Here is an 18,168-nt window from a genome sequence, read left to right as displayed (position 1 = left end):
GATGGGTGCGCGGACCGCCCGAGAAGTGCTCGGGCGGTCCTGTGGGCGGAGCCGGTCACACGCGCGCCTCGACCGGCCCGTCCGGATCACGGCCCGGGCCGGCGGGCCGCGCGTGGTCGAGCGCCTGGCCTTCCACGTCGACCCGGGGCAGCACGCGGCCCAGCCGGCTCGGCAGCCACCAGGCCCGGTCGCCGAGCAGGGCCAGGACGGCGGGCACGATCGCCATCCGGACCACGAAGGCGTCGAAGAGCACCGCGGCGGCCAGCCCGAACCCGAGCATCTTGATCAGCCCGCCCTGCTCCCCGATGAACCCGGAGAAGACCGCGATCATGATCAGCGCGGCGGCCGTCACCACCCGGGCGCTGTGCCGGAACCCGGACACGATCGCCTGATCGGCGGATTCCCCGTGGGTGTACGCCTCCCGCATCCGGGAGACCAGGAAGACCTCGTAGTCCATGGCCAGCCCGAAGACGATGCCCATCATGAAGATCGGCATCAGGCTCATGATCGGCCCGGTCTGCTCCACCCCGAACAGGTCCGCCGCGTGTCCCTCCTGGAAGACCAGCACCAACACGCCCAGCGCCGCCAGCACCGAGAGGACGAAACCCAGGGCCGCCTTGACCGGCACCAGCACGGACCGGAAGACCAGCAGCAGCAACACCACCGCCAGGCCGCCCACCACCGCCAGGTACGGCACCAGCGCGGACTGCACCTTCGCCGCGATGTCGATGTTCAGCGCGGTCGTGCCGGTCACCTCGAACGTCGCCGACGCCTGCTTCTCCACCGCCGAACGGTCCCGCCGGATCGTCTCCACCAGGTCCTTGGTCTTCTCGTCCGTGGGGCTGGTCGAGGGGGTGGCCCGGAAGACCGCCGTGTCGCCGGCCTGGTTGAAGCGGGCCTGCGAGACCGACACGATGCCGGCCGTGTCGCCGATCCGGTCATGGACGGTGCGCACCGCGGCCTTCGGGTCGGCCGATCCCCTGGCGTCCACGACGATGGTCAGCGGTCCGTTGAAGCCGGGGCCGAAGCCCTCGGCGAGCGCGTCGTAGGCCCGCCGCTCGGTGGTGGCGGTGGACTTGGCCTCGTCACCCGGCATACCCAACTGCAGCGACACCACCGGTACGGCCAGTGCGACCAGGGCCACCACGCCGAGAATCAGCACCGCCATGGGACGACGCAGCACGAAACGAGCCCAGAGCGTGCCCAGGTTGCCACGCCCGCCCGCGCTCGGCGCGCCGCCGATCGGGAGCAGGACCCGGTCGCGGTCCAGCGTGCGGGCCTTGCGGACCTTGCGAGCCAGGACCGCGTCGGGCCAGTATCCGAGCAGCGCGGGGACGACCGTCAACGCGACCAGCACGGCGATCGTGACCGCTCCTGCGGCGGCCATGCCCATCTTCGTGAGGGTGGGGATCCCGACCACCGACAGGCCCGCGAGCGCGATCACCACGGTGACCCCGGCGAACACGACCGCCGATCCGGCGGTGCCCACCGCCACCCCGGCCGCCTCCTGTGCGGCCCGGCCGCGCCCGCGCTCCTCCCGGTAACGGGACACCACGAACAGGGCGTAGTCGATGCCGACCGCCAGGCCCAGCATCATCCCGAGGGTGAGCGTGTCCGCGGACAGGCCCAACGGGCCCGCCAGCAGAACGATCGAGAACAGGCTCACAGCGACACCCACGATCGCGGTCAGCAGCGGCAGACCCGCGGCCGCCAGCGACCCGAACGTGAACAGCAGTACGACCGCCGCCGCCGAGAGGCCGATGAGCTCCGCCGTCCCGCCGGGGCCGCCGCCGCTGTCCATCGCCGACCCGCCGGTCTCCACCGTCAGGCCCGCTGCCCGCGCCCGTTCCGCCGCCTTGTTCACCGCGGCACGACTGGCGTCGGTGACGTCGTCGGACTCCACCTTGTAGGTGACGGTCGCATACGCCGTCGAACCGTCCCTGCTGACGGCCTGCGACTCGAACGGGTCCGCGACACCGGCCACCTGCGGGCCGAAGCCCATCGAGCCCACCGCGTCCTCGACGGCCTTGCGCAGGTCGCCCACATTCACCTGTTGCCCGTTCGGGGCGACGAAGACGACGCGGGCGGTGGCGCCGTCTGCGGCCGTTCCGGGAAAACGCTCCTCCATGAGATCGAACGCCTTCTGCGACTCGATCCCCGGCATCGAGAACTCCTCGTCCGAGGGCCCCGACGCCAGCGCCGCGCCAGCCGCGACCACCACCAGCATCCCCAGCCACACCAGCAGGACCCGGCCGCGCCGCCGAAAGGCGCCGCGACCGAGCCGATACAGAAAATTCGCCACGTCAGGGTCTCCAAATCCACAAGCGATGACCGCTCAAGGCTCGCTCTGGAGGACCCGTCCCGTCGTCATGCTGCTACAGACACTGCGACCTACTGAAATCACACGACCGTCTACTGAAATTGCAGTAGGGACGCCCCGGCGTCACCCGCCCGTGCCGGAAACTCCCTCGTTCCCCGGCTCAAGGCGCAGGCGCCTCGTGGCGGAAGATTTCAAGTCCAATGAGACGCCTATGAGGCTATGAACTGTGTGGTTCGGGTTCCTTGCGTCTGGCGGGGTCGTTGATCCACGCGGTGGTGGGGATCCCGGGTGGTCTGGGGCGTCGCCCGAAGCGTTCGGGGTGGGCGGCGTATGCCCGGGCGAGGGTGACCGCGCGCTGATCGCGGACCTGTCCCGCGGTGCCGAAGTGCACGGACGCCGGTGTGTGGTAGCCGATCGCGGAATGCCGATGTTCGTGGTTGTAGTAGGACACATACGCCTCGAACCACTCGCGGGCGTGGGCGAGCGAGTCGAAGGATGCCGGAAAGTCGCCCGAGTACTTGATGGTCTTGAAGTTCGCCTCGCTGTAGGGGTTGTCGTTGGAGACCTTCGGCCGCGAGTGGCTCCTGGAGACACCGAGGTCGATGAGCAGTTGGGAGACGTTCCGCGAGGTCGTCGACGTTCCGCGGTCGGCGTGGACGGTGGCGGGGACGATGCCGTTGCGTTCTATGGTCTCGGCGATGAATTCCCTTGCCCTGTCCGATGATTCGGCTCTCTCGACGGTGTGGCCGACCACGTATCGGCTGAAGATGTCGATGATCACGTAGGCGTGGAACCACTCGCTTCTCGCCGGTCCCCTGACCTTGGTGATGTCCCAGGTGAACACCTGGGAGGGAGCGTCGGCGACGAGTTCGGGCACGATCCTGGCGGGGTGGGTGGCCTGGCGCCGGCGTTGGGTCTGTACAGGCCAGCGGCTCTTACAAGATTTTCGTAGCCGGTGATCGTCTCGGTCGGATGTCAGCTGAGCAGTATGCGCTGGCGTAGGAGCGGGTGTTTGGCGCGGCCGTACATCTGCCGCTTGAGCAGTTTGATCTTGTTGTTGACGCCCTCGGTGCGCCCGTTGTGATGGGGCAGGGTCAGGGCGGCGTCGGCGGCGGTGCGGTCGCGTTCCAGGCCGGTGGCGTAGGAGTGCAGGAAGGGCAGGTCGGCGGCGCGGACGCGGGTGATCCAGCCGGTCAGTGCGGTGGCGTTGCCGGGGGCCGGATCCAGCAGGTGTGCGAAGCCGCCGATCAGGTCGGCCAGGGTGGTCATCTCCGGGCACGCTCCGGCGAGTTGGTCGCGCAGGGTGCGCCGGTCCTCGTCCAGGTGGTCGGGGTGGGTGAGCAGGAGGCCGGTGGCGCGGCGCGGGGACAGGCGGGCGTGGTCGACCTCGACGCGGCCCTGGGTGATGTGGCGGACCAGAAGGTTGGCGCTGCCGCTGTAGCCGAGTTCCCGGATCTCCGCCAGGAGGTGGGTGGTGGGGACGGCCGGGTCCTGGTCCCGGCGTCGACGCAGGTGGTCGCGGAAGGGGTCGATCAGGGTGGGCCGGTACTGCGGGGCCTTGACCGGGTGGTCGGGCTCGGTGTGGCGCGCGTAGCGCTTGACGGTGTTGAGCGCGAGGTTGAGGCGGCGGGAGCACTCCGGCAGTCCGACGCCGGCGTCGAGGAGCGCGTGGACCTGCCGCCAGCGCTCCCGGGTGGTCTCCGCGCGCTTGCCCTCCCGCAGCGGCGGACCGTACTTGGCCCGGCAGGCGCTGTGGGCGCCGACGTCCTTCAGGGCCGCTTCGGCCAGCCCGTGCCACAGGTGCCAGCGGTCCGCGACCTGCACGATCGTGGGGTCGGCGTCGGTGACGGCCTGCGCGAAGCCGCCCGCCCCGTCCCGGCACACCACTTCGACCCCGGGATGCCCGGCCAGCCACGCCACGACCGTCTCCTTCTTCCGGTCGGGCAGCACGTCGATCCGCTCTCCGGTCTCGGCGCAGGTCAGGATCGTGGCGTAGCGGTGGCCGCGCCGCAGTGCGAACTCGTCGATGCCCAGCACCCGCGGGGTCGGCCGGTCCGGCACGGTGATCCGCATCAGGCAGTTCAGCACGCTCGCCCAGGACAGCACATGGTGCAGCACGCCCAGCAGGCGGGCCCCGGCCGAGCCCACCAGCGCCACGGCCACCGCGTCGACGATCCGCTGCAGGGCCGGGGTGCGCCGCTGGTAGCGCCGCGTCAGCCCGTCGACCTGCTCGGCGAAGGTGGCCTTCGGGCAGTCCGGGTTCTCGCAGTACAACCGGCGCACCGTCAGGTCGATCCGCAGCGGCCGACCGCCGACCGCCTCGTCGGCGACGTGCCGCTGATAGCGGCTGTGCACCCAGTCGGAGGACCGCCCGCAGCCCGTACAGGGGGCCGGACCGCCACGCGTTCGCGCGGTCACGACCACCACACCGTCGACCGCCTCGACCAACTCGGCCACCACCGTCTTGAGTTGCGGCAGCAACACGTCCAAAACCTCGTCAGACACCCCGTAGCATCTCGCCGCGCGGCCCCGGTGTCACGCCCTGCGGGCACTGGCGATCACCGGCTACGAAAATCTTGTAAGAGCCTAAATCCTGATACTCCCCAGGACACCCACTGACCTGCGTAGTCTCACGAAGGGACATGCATAGGACATGGGTCGTGAGATTAGGACACGCGGGCTGAGACCCTACAACTGCCCTCAGGCGGCGAATCCGACTCCGGAGGCGTATTCGTAGCCGCCCCAGTCGGAGCCCAGGTCGGCCAGGGCCTCGTCGGTCCACAACTCGTCCAGGGCGTGTTCGTCGCCGGCCGCCCAGGCGCGGACGATGGCGTCCCATCGGCGGACGTTGACGCTGCGGTGCCCGGCCACGCCGGTCCGGCGGTGCCGGTCGCGCACCCCGGACTGGTCGTGCGCATGCAGTTCTACCCGGGTGCCGCGGCCGCCGTTGTTCAGACGGTTGGTCAGCGAGCGGACCACGTTGCGGCGGCGCAGGTCCCGGTAGGCGGTCTCGATCCGGCGCAGGTTCGCCCGGTTCGGGGTCTGGTCCTCGGCGAGCCAGGCGGCGAGGGTGCGCGGTGTGACGGCGATGCCCGCCGCGTCCATCGCGGTGTAGCCGGCTCCCGAGGCGGTGAGGTAGCGCAGCCGTGCGGCGAGGCCGCGTTCGCTGTCGACGGGGGAGGTGATGCCGTCGGCGAGTTCGTCCAGGCGCTCGGCGGCCAGGGCGGAGGCGCGCATGCCGCGCATCCCGTACTTGCCGGGCTCCAGGGAACGGTACGGCATCCGCGGTCAGGTCCTCTCGGGCGCGGCGGGGGTGGGCTCGGCGGGGTCGGTGGGGCGGGCTGTCAACTCTTGTCCTTGGTCTGGAGAATGTACGTGTCCTTGATCTTCACGTCGCCCACACCGCGTCCCTCGGTGAACACGGTGCGCCAGTCGCCCCCGGTGAGGTGGAGCTCGTCGGTGCCCATCACCCGCACCACGGCAAGGCCGCCCCGGTGGGCCTTGAACGCCTTCACCCACAGGTTGGAGAACGCCTGGGAGCGGATGACGTGCATCCAGTCCGGGCGGTTGATCTCCCGGTTGTAGTTCGAACCACCCATCGTGGACACGAGTTTGGCGTACATCTGCTTCACATGGTCCAACGTCACGTCGTCCCCCTCCGCGATCGCCGCGTCGCGGGCATCGCGCAACGCAGTCCGCAACCGCTCGAGGAGGTTCTCGGTGGCGACGGCGGTCCAGGATTCGAGGACGTGTGGCTCCTCGCACAGGTTGCCGTAGGCGGGCGACGCGCACCGCAGGAGCAGCCGCGGGGTGGGGTCGGTGATCCACAGCGGGCCGGGCTCGTCCCGGTCGCCCAGCGGGTTGGGCAGGGTCTCGTGCTCCCAGGCCGGAGGGTCGACGAGGTAGATCCCGGCGCGGCGACGCTTGCGCCCTCGCGGTCCATCGAAGTCGTCCCACTCCGGGCCGGCGCGGTGCTCGAGCGGCCGTCGCCCGCTTGAGGATCGGCGACCCCGAGCGCTGGGCGGAGCGGTGGGAACAACTCACGGCGATCGCCCCGGACTGGAACCCCATGGGGCGCGAGAACGTGACGGACCGGTGGTCGATGGACTGGCAACGCATGCTCGCGGTCGTACGGATGCACCTCGCGGACGGTGGATCCCTGGCCGAACTGACGCCCGGTCACACGGCCGGCGGCGAACGGGTCGGCGCGTGGCTCACACGGCAACTCCGGGAATGGGCGGGGCTGTCCGAGGCGCAGCAGCGGGCGCTGTCCGCGCTCGGGGCCGGGCCGGTGGAGGCGCCCGCTCCTGTGCGGGCGCCGGACCGGTGAGCGCTGACCATGGCCGCCGCGACCGCGTTCAGCGAGCGCGAAGGGCACCTGAAGGGTCACACGCTCGCACGTCGAAACCATTGCGATCGACGGCACCGAGCACGTAGTGAAGTTGGGGGTGGACACTGCCGGTATTCGCCGCCGCTGGCGGCGGCACCTCGCTGTCCGGGGCGGGCGACTTCCGGACGAGCACGATCACCTGGGGCATCCTCGCCAAACTGATCGGCGGCAAGTTGCCGGGCATCTTCGGCGCCACGTTGCTGACCGCCCGCTTCACCCCCGCCCGCCTCAACCCGCAGCTCAGCTGGGCCGACATCGCGGGCGTCGGGATCCACGGGCGGCATCGGCTTCATGGTCTCCCTGCTGGTCGCCGAACTCTCCTACACCGACGACGCCCACCTCACCGACGCCAAGGGCGCCATCCTCCTCGCCTCCACCGTGCCTGCTCGCCGCCGCCGTCCTGGGCACCCGCAACCGCCACCACCGGCGCCTGGCACAGCCGACGCGCACGCGAGCATCCGATCAGGTGGGAGGACCGGCGTGATCACCGAACGCACGGGCTCGTCGATCCGTCCCGGGGCGCCCGGGAGCCTGTGGCGCTCCCGGGCGGAGGGACTCACCGGGCCGTGGACTCGTTCGCGTCGCCGAAGAGGACGGACGCCACGTGGTGGGTGTCGGCGTACTCCCGAACCGAGGTGATCCGTCCGTCGCGGACGACGAAGACGCCGATGCAGCGGTTGCGATACGCCGCGCCCCCCGCAGCGGTGCCGTCCGAGGTCCATTCGGCGACCACTTGCTCCCCATCCGCGACGATGTTGGTCAACGCGATGACCAGCGGGGCGCCCGCCTGCAGGCGCGTGCCCATGCCGCCCAGGAAGTCGTCGATGATGTGGTCGCGCCCCTCCCACACGCCGGAGATCGGCAGGCTTCCGGGAAACGTCCAGGCCGCGTCCACGGCGAAGCTGTCGCGCATGACGTCGACGTCGACGTCGCGCACGGCCTCGACGTAGCGGGTGACAACGGTCTTCGGGTCGAGCGATGCGGCCATGGTGGCTGCTCCTTCGGGTGTCGGAATGTCGGGTGTCGCCGGGAGAGTCGTGCCGAGGCGAGACGCCGGTGGTCAGGAAACGGTGAGGACCGCGTTGCCGCGTATCTTGCGGTCGCGGAGCCTTGTCAGGACGTCGGCGGTGTCGTTCCAGGAGGCGACGAGACCGATCTCGGGGTGCAGGCGGTCCGCTGCGACCAGCCGGACCAGCGTGTCGAGGTCCTCGCCGAAGGATGTGTCGAAGTGGTCGTAATGGAAGTGCCGGATGGTGGCGGACTCGGGACCGCTGAAGAAGTCGAAGAAGTTCAGGGTGACCGGAGTCCGGCTGGCCTGCCCGAACCAGATCAGGGTGCCATGCGGCTTGAGTCGCGCAAGGGCCCTGGGCAGATCTTCACCACCCGTGGACTCCAGGACGATGTCGAAAGGGTCTTCCGCGTCGGCTGTTGTGTGCACCGTCTCGGCGGCACCCAGTTCGAGCAGACGTCTTCCGCGCTGCGGTGAACCGGTCACGGCCGTGACATCCGCCCCTGCCGCCGCTGCGAGTTCGACGAGGTAGTGCCCGACGCCCCCGGAGGCACCGGTGGGCAACAGTCGGCGGCCCAGGACCGAGCCCGCGGTGCGCAGCAGCCTCAAGGCGGTGAGTCCGGCCGGCGGGAGCGCGGCCGCCGTCACCGCGGCGACGCTGTCGGGGAGCTCCGCGAGCGAGGACGTGGGGACGGCGACGTATTCGGCCCAGCCTGCCTGTGGTCTGTCCGACGACGCGGCAGCTCACCCCCGGCCCCGATCCGTCCGCCGCGGCCTGCACGACCAGGCCCGCCACGTCCTTGCCGGGACGCCAGTGGGGCTGCGGATTCTCCAGTTGGAACGTCTCGCCACGATTGACCGAGAAGGCCTCCACTTTCACCAGCGCCTCGTCGGGTCGCGGCGTCGGCGGCTCGACGTCACCGAGTGTGATGTGCGATGCCGCGTTCCCGGTCGCCACGAATGCCTTCACGAGAATCCCACCTCGTCATAACGTCGGCCGCGGCGTGCGGCCCGGTGTGCGACCAGCAAAGACCAGCGCGCGCCGGCGGTCCAACAACTCCCGGAGATTTACGACAACCATCGGTTGTCGCCCCTGTTCCAAGGGGATACCAGGCGTCCCTCCGCTCCCGGTCGACCGCAGGACGCGTGGCGGCTGGTGGCCGATTGGAAGGGCGTCCGAGGCGCCGACGTGATGTCCATCCGCATGTCGCCGCCTCTCGGGCATCCGCAGCGAGAAGACGTCCGCGCGACGATGTCGTGCGGTCCCCCCGCTCCGTACGTACGGCTGTGGAATCGGCAGAATCCACCACAGGAGTGTCCGAGCGGTCTGCCGATGCCATTCATGTCGAGGTGGCCGGGTGCCACTGTGACGGCCCCAGTCGTAGCCCCGGTCGATGATCGACTCGCGGACCGTCGGCTGACGCGCTCCTTCTCAACTCCTGGAGGGTCCATGAGAAACGCCGACCGCGGAGTTCCGGACGCATCCGGTGTCGGCGGCGGCTCAATTTCGGTTCTGGATCACTCAAGGTCGGCCGCTGGGCTGCCGATCAGTGCCCAGAGGCCGAGGACCCGACTGCTTGGACTCGGCAGACGTGCGCGACGTGGGTCGCGGCGCTGGACCGGATGAGCGTGGGAGACCATGTCCAGCGCACTGTCGGGCTGCGGGGAAAGCTCGGCAAGCCGCTGCAGGCTCCGACCAAGGCCGGGCGAATCTCCGCGCTGCGCCGGTTCTTCGTGGACTGTCAGGAGTGGGAGTGGCTGCCGCGCCGTTTCGACCCCTACCGGGTGCCGGCCACCCCGCGCAGCATCCGTGCACTCCTCGGCCCGAACCCTCGTGTGATCGCCGACGAGGTCTGGGCCAAGCTCCTGTGGGCCGGACTGAACCTGACCGAGGCGGACCTGCCAGTGACCCAAGCCGGGTCCTTCTACCCCATTGAACTGGTCCGCGCGGTCACACTGACCTGGCTTTTCTCCGGCCAGCGCTCCGATGAGATCGTCCGGCTGCGCACCGGCTACATCCGCCGGCAACACGACGGGCGCCCGATCGCCGGCGACGCCGATGTTCTGGTCGACGACGCCGTCTGTCTGCTGGACGTACCGGCACACAAGACCGGCACCGCCTTCAGCAGCCCGTTGACCCGATCCTGCGCCAGGCCATCGACGCCTGGCAGGCCGTGCAACCTGCCCAGCCGAGCCTCCTCGACCGACGCACCGGCGAGCTTGCAGACATGCTCTTCGCTGTCCGTGCCGCCGGGTATCGGTCGTGTATATCAACAACTCCGTCATCCCGATGCTCCGCCGCAAGGCCGGGCTCCCGGCCGCCGATGTACGCGGCACGATCACCAGCCACCGCGCCCGCTCCACCATCGCAAGCCGGCTCTACAACGCAAAAGAGCCGATGACCCTGTTCGAACTGCAGGCCTGACTCGGACACCGCTCACCGCAATCCACTGCCTACTACGCCCAGATCAGTCCCACGACGCTGACCCGCGCCTACGACGACGCCGGCTGCTTCGCCCGCAACGTGCGCACGATCGAGGTCCTGGTCGACCGCGACACCGTCACCTCGGGAGCCGCCTCGGGCGGCGAACCGTGGCAGTACTACGACCTGGGACACGGCTACTGCTCCTACACGTTCTTCGAGCAGTGCCGGCACCGGGTGGCCTGCGCGAAATGCGACTTCTACACTCCGAAGCACTCGAGCAAGGGCCAACTGCTCGAAGCGAAGGAGAACCCATCCCGCTGACCGAGGACGAAAGGGCCGCGGTCGACGACGGACACGCCGCGCTCGACGCCTTGCTCGACCGGCTCGCCGACGTGCACGCCCGCCGGCCCGACTCCGCGCCAGCTCGCGGTCCCGGCTGGTGTAAAGCCCTTGCCGATCGTCGGTGTGATCCACCGGAACCGACGGCGTCCTCCGGCGCGGCCGACTCGGCCGTGCCGGAGGAACCGCACGGGCGTTAGCCTTCCCCGGTGACAGACACTTTCGTCGACGCGCCCGACGCCTGGCTCACGCTCACTTCAACCAGCGACGTCGAGCGTAAAGTGGGGATCTCGTGGCTGTCCGGGCTTTGCTTCAACCGCGCGGCACCCGTGAACGTGCTCCTTGACCTCCTGGACGCTGACGAACCCGGTCTCTTGTGGCGTGAGGACCTGCCACCCGACGTCCTGGACGCGGCAGTCGTCCACACCGCAAGGCGTGTACGCGCCACCGCCGCCGAATGCGGCCGCCTTTCCGAGGATCAGTGGGAACGGCTGATCGCCACCGCGCAGAGTCCGCGCGAGCGAGAGCTGCTGACCGAATTCGCGGAAGAGAACCTGGCAGCACGACGGCTCTCGCGCGGCGGCCGCGGCATCGGACGCGCTCCGCACCCCGATGCCACACCGCCTGCGACCCCCGATGAGATCGCGGCCGCAGCCGCTGAGGTACCCGATATCGATCCGGACGGCCAGACGACCGGGCTGTGGTGGGTCGGTGCCCTCCACGACGACGCCGAAGCCATGCGCCGGCTCGCGGCTTCGCCGAAACTGCTCGTGCGCCGCAGCGTTGCGCGGGCAGCGCGCCTCCCCGAAGACGTGGCTGCCTTGCTCGCTCGCGATGAGGACCGCGTTGTACGGCTGTTCCTCGCCGAGTCCTGTGACGACGCGCCGCCGGAGATGCTTTTGGAGGTCGCATCGTGGTGGGACGGCAGCCTCTCCTTCCCGGGCCGGCCGCGCAGCCACCCGAACTTCCCGCGCGACGGCCTGCTGCGCTACGCAACCGACCCGAACCCGCGCCTGCGGGCAATCGCACTCGACGACCCCGCGGCCACGGGCGCCGTGATCGAGCAGCTGAGCCGGGACGCAGACCCGCTCGTTCGCATGGCCGCCGGTGAAGACCTCCGGCTCTCGCCGGACTCCTTGCGACGGCTCATCGCCGATCCGGACCAGGCCGTGCGCCGGCGGGCCTGGAAGAACCCGTCCCTCCCGCCGGATGCGCTCGTCAGGCTCCTACTCGACGCCCACAGCGCCAAATACGCCGCCCACAACCCGCTCATCCCGACCCCCGTCATGCGCCACATGGTCGCCCTCGGACGACGTATCTCAGCGTCACAGGCTTGATGAGCCAACAGCGTAACCGGAACTCGCACCCTGATAGTGCGTGCACCGGACCGCTCGGGCTTGACAGCTCAGATTCCACATAATGATCCGGTTTCACCCGACCTCCACCGCACCCGAGCCGAACGGCAGACTCAACTCCGCCTCCACCGCCCGAAGATCAGAAACGATCCGGTTCACGAACGACACCAACTCGGGCGGGCCGGTGACCTTCACCCGGTCGATCCAGCCGGTCAGCTGATTGCGGCCGGTACGGGCGGTCGTCATCTCGGCGAAGGTCCGAACACGGTCGGCAGTGGTGTCGAGCTCGGGGCAGCGGGGAAGCAGAACCGAACTTCGGGTGCCGGAGACGGGACTCCACCCAGGAGGTACAGACCACCAGGCGATGATGCCTTGTCATGTCCTTCGGAGAGTTGGGGTCGCATGTCGTATGTAGGTTCCTACCTGTGGTCGGTGCGTCAGAGCGTGGGGTCACGGCTGCTGCTCGTGCCCGGTGCGCAGGTGGTAGTGGTCGACGAACTCGGCCGGGTGTTGTTCCAGCGGCGGGCGGACACGGGTTTGTGGGAGTTCCCCGCGGGTGCCTGTGAAGAGGGCAGCAGCTTCGCCTCGACGGCGGCGCAGGAGTTGGCGGAGGAGACGGGCCTTCGGGTGGACGTTGCCGATCTTCGGGCGTTCGGCTGTCTGTCGGATCCCGGGGTGCACGTGGTGCGGTATCCCAACGGAGATGTCACGCACTGCTTCGCGATGTGTTTCGAGGCCCGGCGATGGGCGGGTGATCTCGCTCTGGAGGCCGGGGAGGTGACCGAGGCGGTGTTCGCGAACCCCGCCGAACCGCCGGGGCCGCTGCACGGCCCGACTGTCGCGGTCCTGACGATGCACCGCCGATACCGCGATACGGGCGAGTTCCAGACCAACTGAGCACCCACGCCCGTCGAGGGCCGGGCGGGTCGGTGCATCCGGTCATGGCGGAATCGGGTGTTTCGCTCACACAGGGTGTCTCGGCCGGTCATCATGTGCGCATCCGGGCGCGGACCGTCGCGCCTGCCGGGGAGTCGAGTGAGGGAGTCGCCGAATGGCGTCGTCGGTTCGGGAACTGCTCGTGACGCTGGAACACGAAGTCGAGGAACTGGCCGTGCGCCGCGAGGAGTTGGAGAGGGAGCTCGCCGAAGTGGAAGCCCAGTTGGAGGCCCGCCGCCAGGCGGTGGCGCACCTGGCCCTTATCCGGCCTCTCACCGCCCCGCCACGCCCACGCCCACGCCGGGAGGCCACGCCCCCGACTCCCCTCGCCCAACCCCCGAAATCGAGGGCGGGTCTCGCCGCCGCCGACGGGCGGTCCGCATCCGAGCGTCGCCGCGGTGCCACACCGCACCCCCGAGCCCGATCGGGCACCGCGCGCACCGCTTCCACACCTGCGGCGGCCACGAACGGCGCCGCGCGCTCGAAGGCTCCCAGAGACGCGAAGCCACGCCTGTACCGGCCGGGCCGCGCGCTCGCGGTCGGCTGCGCGAGGAACTGGCCGCCGTTCTGGCGGACTCCGACGAACCGATGAACGTCCGCCGACTCACCGAGGCATTGGGCGAGAACCCCACCAAGAGCCGCATGGAAAACGTGCGGACCACCACCGAAGCCCTGGTCAGGAACGGACGCGCCGCCAAGGCCGGACGCGGACTGTTCACCCGCCCCGCCCCCTGACCCTGCGCGGCACGCACAGCACCGGCCGATACGCGCCTCAGCGGCTCGATCGGAGTCGATGTCGAAGGCAGGTACCGTCCTGCGGCGAAGTCGCGACCGCCGCTCGCCCCAAGGCACAACCACCACGGACGTCGCCGTTGTTGTGGATGCGAACCCGGCCGGAGCGAATGCAGACGGGCAACGCGTGGCACAACCGGCCGACCCCCCGAACCGGTCCGTGCCGCGTCGGAGTGGCCGCAACGCCAACGACGTCCCGCAGGCCGGGCCGGCCGGGACGGGTTCCGCTCCGTCGTGACATCGGCGTGCGGGTACGGGTTCACGGATGCGCGCCGCTGTCCTTGTCCTGCCACCAGCCGGCGCGGGTGTCGTCGAGCGTGGCGAGCCAAACCTCGGCCACGACCAGGTCGCGCAGGTGCGTCGACGGAGCGGGCATGCCGTGGACGGCTTTCTCCAGGTCGCCCAGCATGCGAGCGGGGTCGACCAGGCCCGCCCGCCCGAGCGCGGATCCGGCGATCAGCGCCCGCAGGGCGGGCGCGTTGCGGCGCAGGCCGGCGTGGATGTTCGCGGTGGCGGCGGTGTTCGTGGCGCGGCTCGGCAGCCATGGGGGGATTCGGCCGGTGAGCGCGGCGCGCAGCAGGGGTTGGGACTGTCCGGGTCTTTCCCGCTCGGGTCCGGGGACGGCGAGGGCGGCGTCCACGACGGTCGTGTCGAGGAACGGCGCGTGTACGGTCGTCGCCCATCGGTGGTGGGCGATCTGTGTGAACGTGGCGTGGCGGTTGCCGGTGCGTTCGAGGGCGAGGCGGTCGTGGAGTTCGGCCGCGCGGGTGTCCGCGCAGGCGTGGTGGGCTCGGTCGGCCACGAGGGTCGCGGCGGCGCGGCGGCCGTCGGGGGTGAGCCACCCGGCTGCCGCGGTCGTGCCGCACCAGCGCAGCGGTGCGGGGCGGCGGGGGCGTGGGTCCGGATTCTCCAGGGCGTTTGCCAGCAGGCTCAGGGCTCGGGGGTATGTGCGGGCGGCGGCTTTGGTCGCGTCCGCGATCGCGTGGTGGGTGGCGAGGCGGTGGGTGCGCGCGTGCGCGGTGATGCGGCGCAGGGCTTCGACGCGGTAGTAGCCGTCGCGGAGCAGGTCGATCAGGTGGGTGGGGGTCGAGCGCAGGATGGTGTCGCCGCCGCGTCCGGTCAGGTGCGTGGTCGAACCGCCGATGGCGGTGGCTGTGAACCGTGCGTTGGTGAGGGCGAGTCGGGTCAGGGTGGCGGCGGGCGCGTCGGTGCGCGGCAGCGCGGCGAGGTCGTCCAGGTGGTCGAAGTGCGCGGTGGTGGGGCCGTGGACGATGTGGTGGGTGATGCCGGGGGTCTCGGCCGCGACGCGGCACGCGTGGCGCAGGTCGTCTTCGACGGTCGTGCGGTCGTCGGTGAAGGTGACCGCGTCCACCGGTCCGTGTGCTGCCGCGAGGCAGGCGAGGGAGGCGCTGTCGAGGCCTCCGGAGAGGTCGCAGGTCACGTGTTCGGCGTGCCGGGCGCGGCGGGAGGTCGCCTCGGTGAGGGCTCGGCGCAGATCGGCGGCGCCTTCGTCGAAGGACGAGGGGGCGCGGGTTCGTCCGAAGGCGGTCGGTGCGACGTGTGTGGCTGGTTCGGCGCCGTTGTCGCGCGTGATGATCAGTAGGGATCCGGGCGGGACCCGGCGTACGGCCTGGAACCGGGATTGGTGCGCGAGGGTGTCCACGCCGGTGACGGCCAGTTCGGTGGCCGGCAGTGGCAGGTCGGCGCCGGTGCCGGCGAGGGCTGCGAGGGGGTGGCCAGGGTCGACCAGAGTGTTCCGCCGGCGGTGGGGGTCCAGAACAGGGGGACCGCGCCGGCCCGGTCCCCCGCCACCCACCACGCGCGTGGGGTGCGGATCGCGGTGAGGTGGGAGCCGGGCAGGCGCATCGCGTCACGCCACGATCCCGCGGCGGCGGTGTCGGCCGCCTCCCGTGCCTGCGTCGCGGTGGCGAGGCAGTGACCGATCAAGTGGAGTGTCGCCGTCCCGTCCCGTGAGGAGACCACCCTCACGTCGGCATCGGGATGCCCCACCGCCCACAGGTCCTTGTCGATCTCGTGTCCCCCGCGGGGGCGTACGCGGAGATCGGTGTTGTTCCCGCGACCCATCCCGTGGTGTATCGCATGCTCGTTGTCCTTCGGTTCGGTGTGTGGTCAAGCCGGCGCATGGGATCGGGCGCACGCTGCGGCCGTGGCAGGGTCGACGTTCGGCGGTCTTGCCCGGGTGTTCGGGGCAGCGGGGCGTGCCCGGGCGTTCGCGGTCCCGCAGGCGCCGCCCCTCTCGGGCCGGGACGGTCGGTGTTCGTCGACGGTGGGCGCGGTCATTGGGTCGCGTAATCACGGGCGTACACCGAGGGCCTGTAGCAGGGCGGCTCGTCGAGGGTCCAGAAAGCCTTTGCGCCAGCGGACCCTTTGGTAGATCAGCCACCGGCCGAGGGGGATCCCGGTCTCGACGTGGTCGCCGGGGACTTTCGCGTGGTGTTCCCTGGCGACCTACAGGCGCAGGGCTGCGAGGTGTCAGTGGAACTCGACGTCTCGGGCGTCCTGCAGGAGGTTGTGTTGCTTGATCAGGGTGATGCGCCGCTGTGGCATGGTGCCCTGGCGGAGTGCCTCGAGTTGGATGGCGCGCCATTTGCCGAGTTCGATCCCGTCGGCGGTGACGTGGTCGAGGGGCACGGTGGGGTGGCCGTTGGTCCGCGACCGTTTGGCCGAGGTTGCGGCCGGCGGGGTTGGTGTAGTTGGTCGGGACGTCGAGGTCGGGGTGGTCGACCAGGTATGCCTTGAGGTCTGTGACGAATTGCCGCCAGGCGTGGTCGTGGGGGTTCCAGACGATCCCCAGGGCTTCCATGTCGGTGATCTGCTCGGGGCTCAGTCGTCCTTCGCGGTAGCGCTCTTTCACACTTTGGAGCCAGCGCCACAGGGGGAGGCCTCGTGGGGTGGTCCACCCGCGTGGCATACCGCGCAGGGATCCCCCGTTGTCGGTCCGGTAGGTGGCGGCGGCGGCCAGGTATTCGGCCCAGGAGTCGGTGGATTCGCGAATGGCTCGTACCGTGATCGCGTGGGCGAAGCCGGGGGGTACGTCGATGCCGTGGAAGGTCAGCCATTGCGGGAGGCCGCGGCGGGTGTCGGGCTCGGTGTAGGACCCGAGGGATCGTCGGGCCCGGTCGAGGTGCTGGGCGAGGGAGTCGTCGTGGGCGGCCAGGGCCCGTACGACCGCGAACACGGTGGCGTACGCGGATCCGGACAGGGCCGTCTCCGGATCCTCCCCGGGGCCCAGCAGCACGGGCACGATGATCGTCGCCGCCTTGTCCGCGCCGCGGTCGCCGCGGCGCAGGGCTCTGCCGACGGCCTGGATGGTGTCGATCGGGCTGCGGGGGTGGAGGAAGCAGACCGCGTCGATCCCGGGGATGTCGACGCCCTCCGTCAGGAGTTTGGCGTTGGCGACCACGACCACGCGTTCGTCCGCGGCGCGGAGGTGGTCCAGGACGCGGCGGCGTCGGGCCGTGGATTGTTCGCCGTGGACGTGTCCGGCCCACAGTTGCCTGGTTGCGCACGTCGTAGCCCGGGAAGCGCCGGTCCCGCTCTCCGGGTGTGCTGCCCCGGCCTCGTGCCGGTGGGCGGGTCGTGCGTGGTCCTCCCGGCGCAGGACCGTCGCCGACAGGCCCGTGCCGCCGACCGTCGTCACCAGCAGCGGAGCGAACAGTGGCGGCCCCATTTCGATGTTGTAGCGGGCCATCGACCAGCCACCGGGCTTTTGCGCCACTTGCCGTGCTTCTTGCGCCGCACCAGCGGCAGCAGCCGCGCGCGTGTCTCGCGCGCGTCGCCGACCAGGTTGATCTCGTAGGGGTAGCGCAGGCCGATCATGGAGGGGTCGATGTCGATCTGCACGCCGCGTGCCTGCCCGTACTCCGGGAGGAACTGCGAATAGGGGAAGTTGGACCCGATCGATACGAGCGTGTCGCAGCCGGTCATCAGTGCGTAGGAGGGACGGGTGCCCAGCAAGCCGATCGAACCGGTGACATACGGCAGTTCGTCGGAGAGCACGTCCTTGCCAAGCAGTGCCTTCGCGACCCCCGCGCCGAGCAGGTCGGCGAGTTCCGCCACCTCCGCTCGTGCCCCGCGAGCCCCCTGGCCGCCCAGGATCGCGACCTTCTCCCCCTCGTTCAGCAGGTCGACCGTGCGCCGCAGGTCCTCGTCCGAGGGAACGGGCGCCGAGCGCGACAGACCCAGGCTTGAGGGCACCGTCTTGAAGGCGTGCCCGGGTGCGGTGTAGTCGAGTTCCTGCACATCGGCCGGGATGATCACGGCCGTGACCGTGCGGCGCGTGTAGGCGATCCGGACCGCCCGGTCCAGCACGTTGGGCAACTGCTCGGGCACGGTGTCGTCCACGGGCCGGCGACCGCGCCGCAAACCGGCCTTCGAGACCCGGGTCGTCGGCGAGGAACTCCAGGTCCGCCTGCCGGGCGCGGGTTAGCCGCGGGCGCCGCGCGCTCGCCTTCCCGGACGCTGCCGGCGACGCCCGGAGGTTCCGCCCTCGACGTCCCATCGCAGGCATCTGTGCCCGTGGAGCCGCACACGTGTGTGGGCGACGGTCTGGACGTAACACGCCGCACAGAGTCGGGACGG

General features: G+C 70.4%; 16 protein-coding genes and 6 pseudogenes. 8 read left to right on the top strand and 14 right to left on the bottom strand.

Annotated elements, in window-relative coordinates; genetic code table 11:
* Positions 1 to 55: 55 nt before the first annotated feature.
* The 5 genes and pseudogenes from OG948_RS58230 to OG948_RS58210 form a co-directional block, all read right to left on the bottom strand.
* Positions 56 to 2,302, bottom strand: coding sequence for an MMPL family transporter (locus OG948_RS58230; RefSeq protein WP_331773159.1), 2,247 nt, complete (start codon positions 2,300 to 2,302; stop codon positions 56 to 58).
* 235 nt (positions 2,303 to 2,537) lie between these two features.
* Positions 2,538 to 3,197, bottom strand: a complete 660-nt coding sequence (locus OG948_RS58225) for a DDE-type integrase/transposase/recombinase (protein WP_331773158.1) — start codon at positions 3,195 to 3,197, stop codon at positions 2,538 to 2,540.
* A gap of 98 nt (positions 3,198 to 3,295) precedes the next feature.
* The gene (locus OG948_RS58220) at positions 3,296 to 4,825 is read right to left on the bottom strand and encodes an ISL3 family transposase (RefSeq protein ID WP_331773157.1); all 1,530 of its coding nucleotides are present in this window, start codon (positions 4,823 to 4,825) and stop codon (positions 3,296 to 3,298) included.
* A 195-nt stretch (positions 4,826 to 5,020) separates the two neighbouring features.
* A complete protein-coding gene (locus OG948_RS58215; protein WP_331773156.1) occupies positions 5,021 to 5,602 on the bottom strand; it encodes a transcriptional regulator in 582 nt (193 codons plus the stop codon).
* 62 nt (positions 5,603 to 5,664) lie between these two features.
* A pseudogene (locus OG948_RS58210) lies at positions 5,665 to 6,300 on the bottom strand (hypothetical protein); the annotation flags it as partial.
* A 14-nt stretch (positions 6,301 to 6,314) separates the two neighbouring features.
* Here OG948_RS58210 and OG948_RS58205 point away from each other — a divergent pair.
* From OG948_RS58205 to OG948_RS58195, 3 genes and pseudogenes are all read left to right on the top strand, one after another.
* The gene (locus tag OG948_RS58205) at positions 6,315 to 6,650 is read left to right on the top strand and encodes a hypothetical protein (RefSeq protein WP_331773154.1); all 336 of its coding nucleotides are present in this window, start codon (positions 6,315 to 6,317) and stop codon (positions 6,648 to 6,650) included.
* A gap of 125 nt (positions 6,651 to 6,775) precedes the next feature.
* A pseudogene (locus tag OG948_RS58200) lies at positions 6,776 to 6,922 on the top strand (Na+/H+ antiporter NhaA); the annotation flags it as partial.
* A gap of 79 nt (positions 6,923 to 7,001) precedes the next feature.
* On the top strand, positions 7,002 to 7,349 hold the full coding sequence (locus OG948_RS58195) for a hypothetical protein (protein WP_331773153.1): 348 nt from the start codon (positions 7,002 to 7,004) through the stop codon (positions 7,347 to 7,349).
* Here OG948_RS58195 and OG948_RS58190 read toward each other — a convergent pair.
* Together OG948_RS58190 and OG948_RS58185 are read right to left on the bottom strand one after the other, a co-directional pair.
* Positions 7,267 to 7,698, bottom strand: coding sequence for a nuclear transport factor 2 family protein (locus tag OG948_RS58190; RefSeq protein WP_331773152.1), 432 nt, complete (start codon positions 7,696 to 7,698; stop codon positions 7,267 to 7,269). The genes OG948_RS58195 and OG948_RS58190 overlap by 83 nt on opposite strands.
* Positions 7,699 to 7,770: 72 nt before the next feature.
* Positions 7,771 to 8,689: pseudogene (locus tag OG948_RS58185) on the bottom strand (zinc-binding dehydrogenase).
* Positions 8,690 to 9,982: 1,293 nt separating this feature from the next.
* On the opposite strand from OG948_RS58185, the gene OG948_RS58180 reads away from it, so the two are divergent.
* From OG948_RS58180 to OG948_RS58170, 3 genes are all read left to right on the top strand, one after another.
* Positions 9,983 to 10,144, top strand: coding sequence for a hypothetical protein (locus OG948_RS58180; RefSeq protein WP_331773151.1), 162 nt, complete (start codon positions 9,983 to 9,985; stop codon positions 10,142 to 10,144).
* A gap of 99 nt (positions 10,145 to 10,243) precedes the next feature.
* On the top strand, positions 10,244 to 10,465 hold the full coding sequence (locus tag OG948_RS58175) for a hypothetical protein (RefSeq protein WP_331773150.1): 222 nt from the start codon (positions 10,244 to 10,246) through the stop codon (positions 10,463 to 10,465).
* Between the two features lie 227 nt (positions 10,466 to 10,692).
* Positions 10,693 to 11,820, top strand: coding sequence for a hypothetical protein (locus OG948_RS58170; protein ID WP_331773149.1), 1,128 nt, complete (start codon positions 10,693 to 10,695; stop codon positions 11,818 to 11,820).
* Between the two features lie 93 nt (positions 11,821 to 11,913).
* On the opposite strand, the gene OG948_RS58165 is transcribed toward OG948_RS58170, so the two are convergent.
* On the bottom strand, positions 11,914 to 12,084 hold the full coding sequence (locus OG948_RS58165) for a hypothetical protein (RefSeq protein ID WP_331773148.1): 171 nt from the start codon (positions 12,082 to 12,084) through the stop codon (positions 11,914 to 11,916).
* Between the two features lie 156 nt (positions 12,085 to 12,240).
* Between OG948_RS58165 and OG948_RS58160 the strand changes: the two genes are divergently transcribed.
* Positions 12,241 to 12,735 carry an NUDIX domain-containing protein gene (locus OG948_RS58160; protein ID WP_331773147.1) on the top strand — a complete coding sequence of 165 codons (495 nt, stop codon included), beginning with the start codon at positions 12,241 to 12,243 and terminating at the stop codon, positions 12,733 to 12,735.
* A 91-nt stretch (positions 12,736 to 12,826) separates the two neighbouring features.
* Here the strand turns inward: OG948_RS58160 and OG948_RS58155 are convergent, their stop codons facing one another.
* Positions 12,827 to 13,027 carry a hypothetical protein gene (locus OG948_RS58155; protein WP_331773146.1) on the bottom strand — a complete coding sequence of 67 codons (201 nt, stop codon included), beginning with the start codon at positions 13,025 to 13,027 and terminating at the stop codon, positions 12,827 to 12,829.
* A gap of 335 nt (positions 13,028 to 13,362) precedes the next feature.
* Here OG948_RS58155 and OG948_RS58150 point away from each other — a divergent pair, with 335 nt between their 5' ends.
* Positions 13,363 to 13,509, top strand: a complete 147-nt coding sequence (locus tag OG948_RS58150) for a hypothetical protein (protein WP_331773145.1) — start codon at positions 13,363 to 13,365, stop codon at positions 13,507 to 13,509.
* A 316-nt stretch (positions 13,510 to 13,825) separates the two neighbouring features.
* On the opposite strand, the gene OG948_RS58145 is transcribed toward OG948_RS58150, so the two are convergent.
* The 5 genes and pseudogenes from OG948_RS58145 to OG948_RS58125 form a co-directional block, all read right to left on the bottom strand.
* A complete protein-coding gene (locus OG948_RS58145; protein WP_406300839.1) occupies positions 13,826 to 15,385 on the bottom strand; it encodes an asparagine synthase-related protein in 1,560 nt (519 codons plus the stop codon).
* A 494-nt stretch (positions 15,386 to 15,879) separates the two neighbouring features.
* A pseudogene (locus OG948_RS58140) lies at positions 15,880 to 16,020 on the bottom strand (helicase associated domain-containing protein); the annotation flags it as partial.
* Between the two features lie 39 nt (positions 16,021 to 16,059).
* On the bottom strand, positions 16,060 to 16,218 hold the full coding sequence (locus OG948_RS58135; RefSeq protein WP_331773142.1) for a hypothetical protein: 159 nt from the start codon (positions 16,216 to 16,218) through the stop codon (positions 16,060 to 16,062).
* Positions 16,219 to 16,387: 169 nt separating this feature from the next.
* Positions 16,388 to 17,257: pseudogene (locus OG948_RS58130) on the bottom strand (helicase-related protein); the annotation flags it as partial.
* A gap of 38 nt (positions 17,258 to 17,295) precedes the next feature.
* Positions 17,296 to 17,922, bottom strand: a pseudogene (locus OG948_RS58125) (thiamine pyrophosphate-requiring protein); the annotation flags it as partial.
* Positions 17,923 to 18,168: the final 246 nt, after the last annotated feature.

Source organism: Embleya sp. NBC_00888 (assembly GCF_045207655.1).
In the GTDB taxonomy this organism is placed as follows: Bacteria; Actinomycetota; Actinomycetes; order Streptomycetales; family Streptomycetaceae; genus Embleya.
Note: the sequence above shows the minus strand (reverse complement) of the source record. Positions and strands in the feature narration are given on the sequence as shown.

Excerpts from the sequence above, each read along its gene's own strand:
- OG948_RS58165 (WP_331773148.1), bottom strand. The coding sequence starts at position 12,084 with ATGACGACCGCCCGTACCGGCCGCAATCAGCTGACCGGCTGGATCGAC.
- OG948_RS58150 (WP_331773145.1), top strand. The coding sequence starts at position 13,363 with ATGAACGTCCGCCGACTCACCGAGGCATTGGGCGAGAACCCCACCAAG.
- OG948_RS58190 (WP_331773152.1), bottom strand. The coding sequence starts at position 7,698 with ATGGCCGCATCGCTCGACCCGAAGACCGTTGTCACCCGCTACGTCGAG.
- OG948_RS58160 (WP_331773147.1), top strand. The coding sequence starts at position 12,241 with ATGTCGTATGTAGGTTCCTACCTGTGGTCGGTGCGTCAGAGCGTGGGG.
- OG948_RS58195 (WP_331773153.1), top strand. The coding sequence starts at position 7,002 with ATGGTCTCCCTGCTGGTCGCCGAACTCTCCTACACCGACGACGCCCAC.
- OG948_RS58215 (WP_331773156.1), bottom strand. The coding sequence starts at position 5,602 with ATGCCGTACCGTTCCCTGGAGCCCGGCAAGTACGGGATGCGCGGCATG.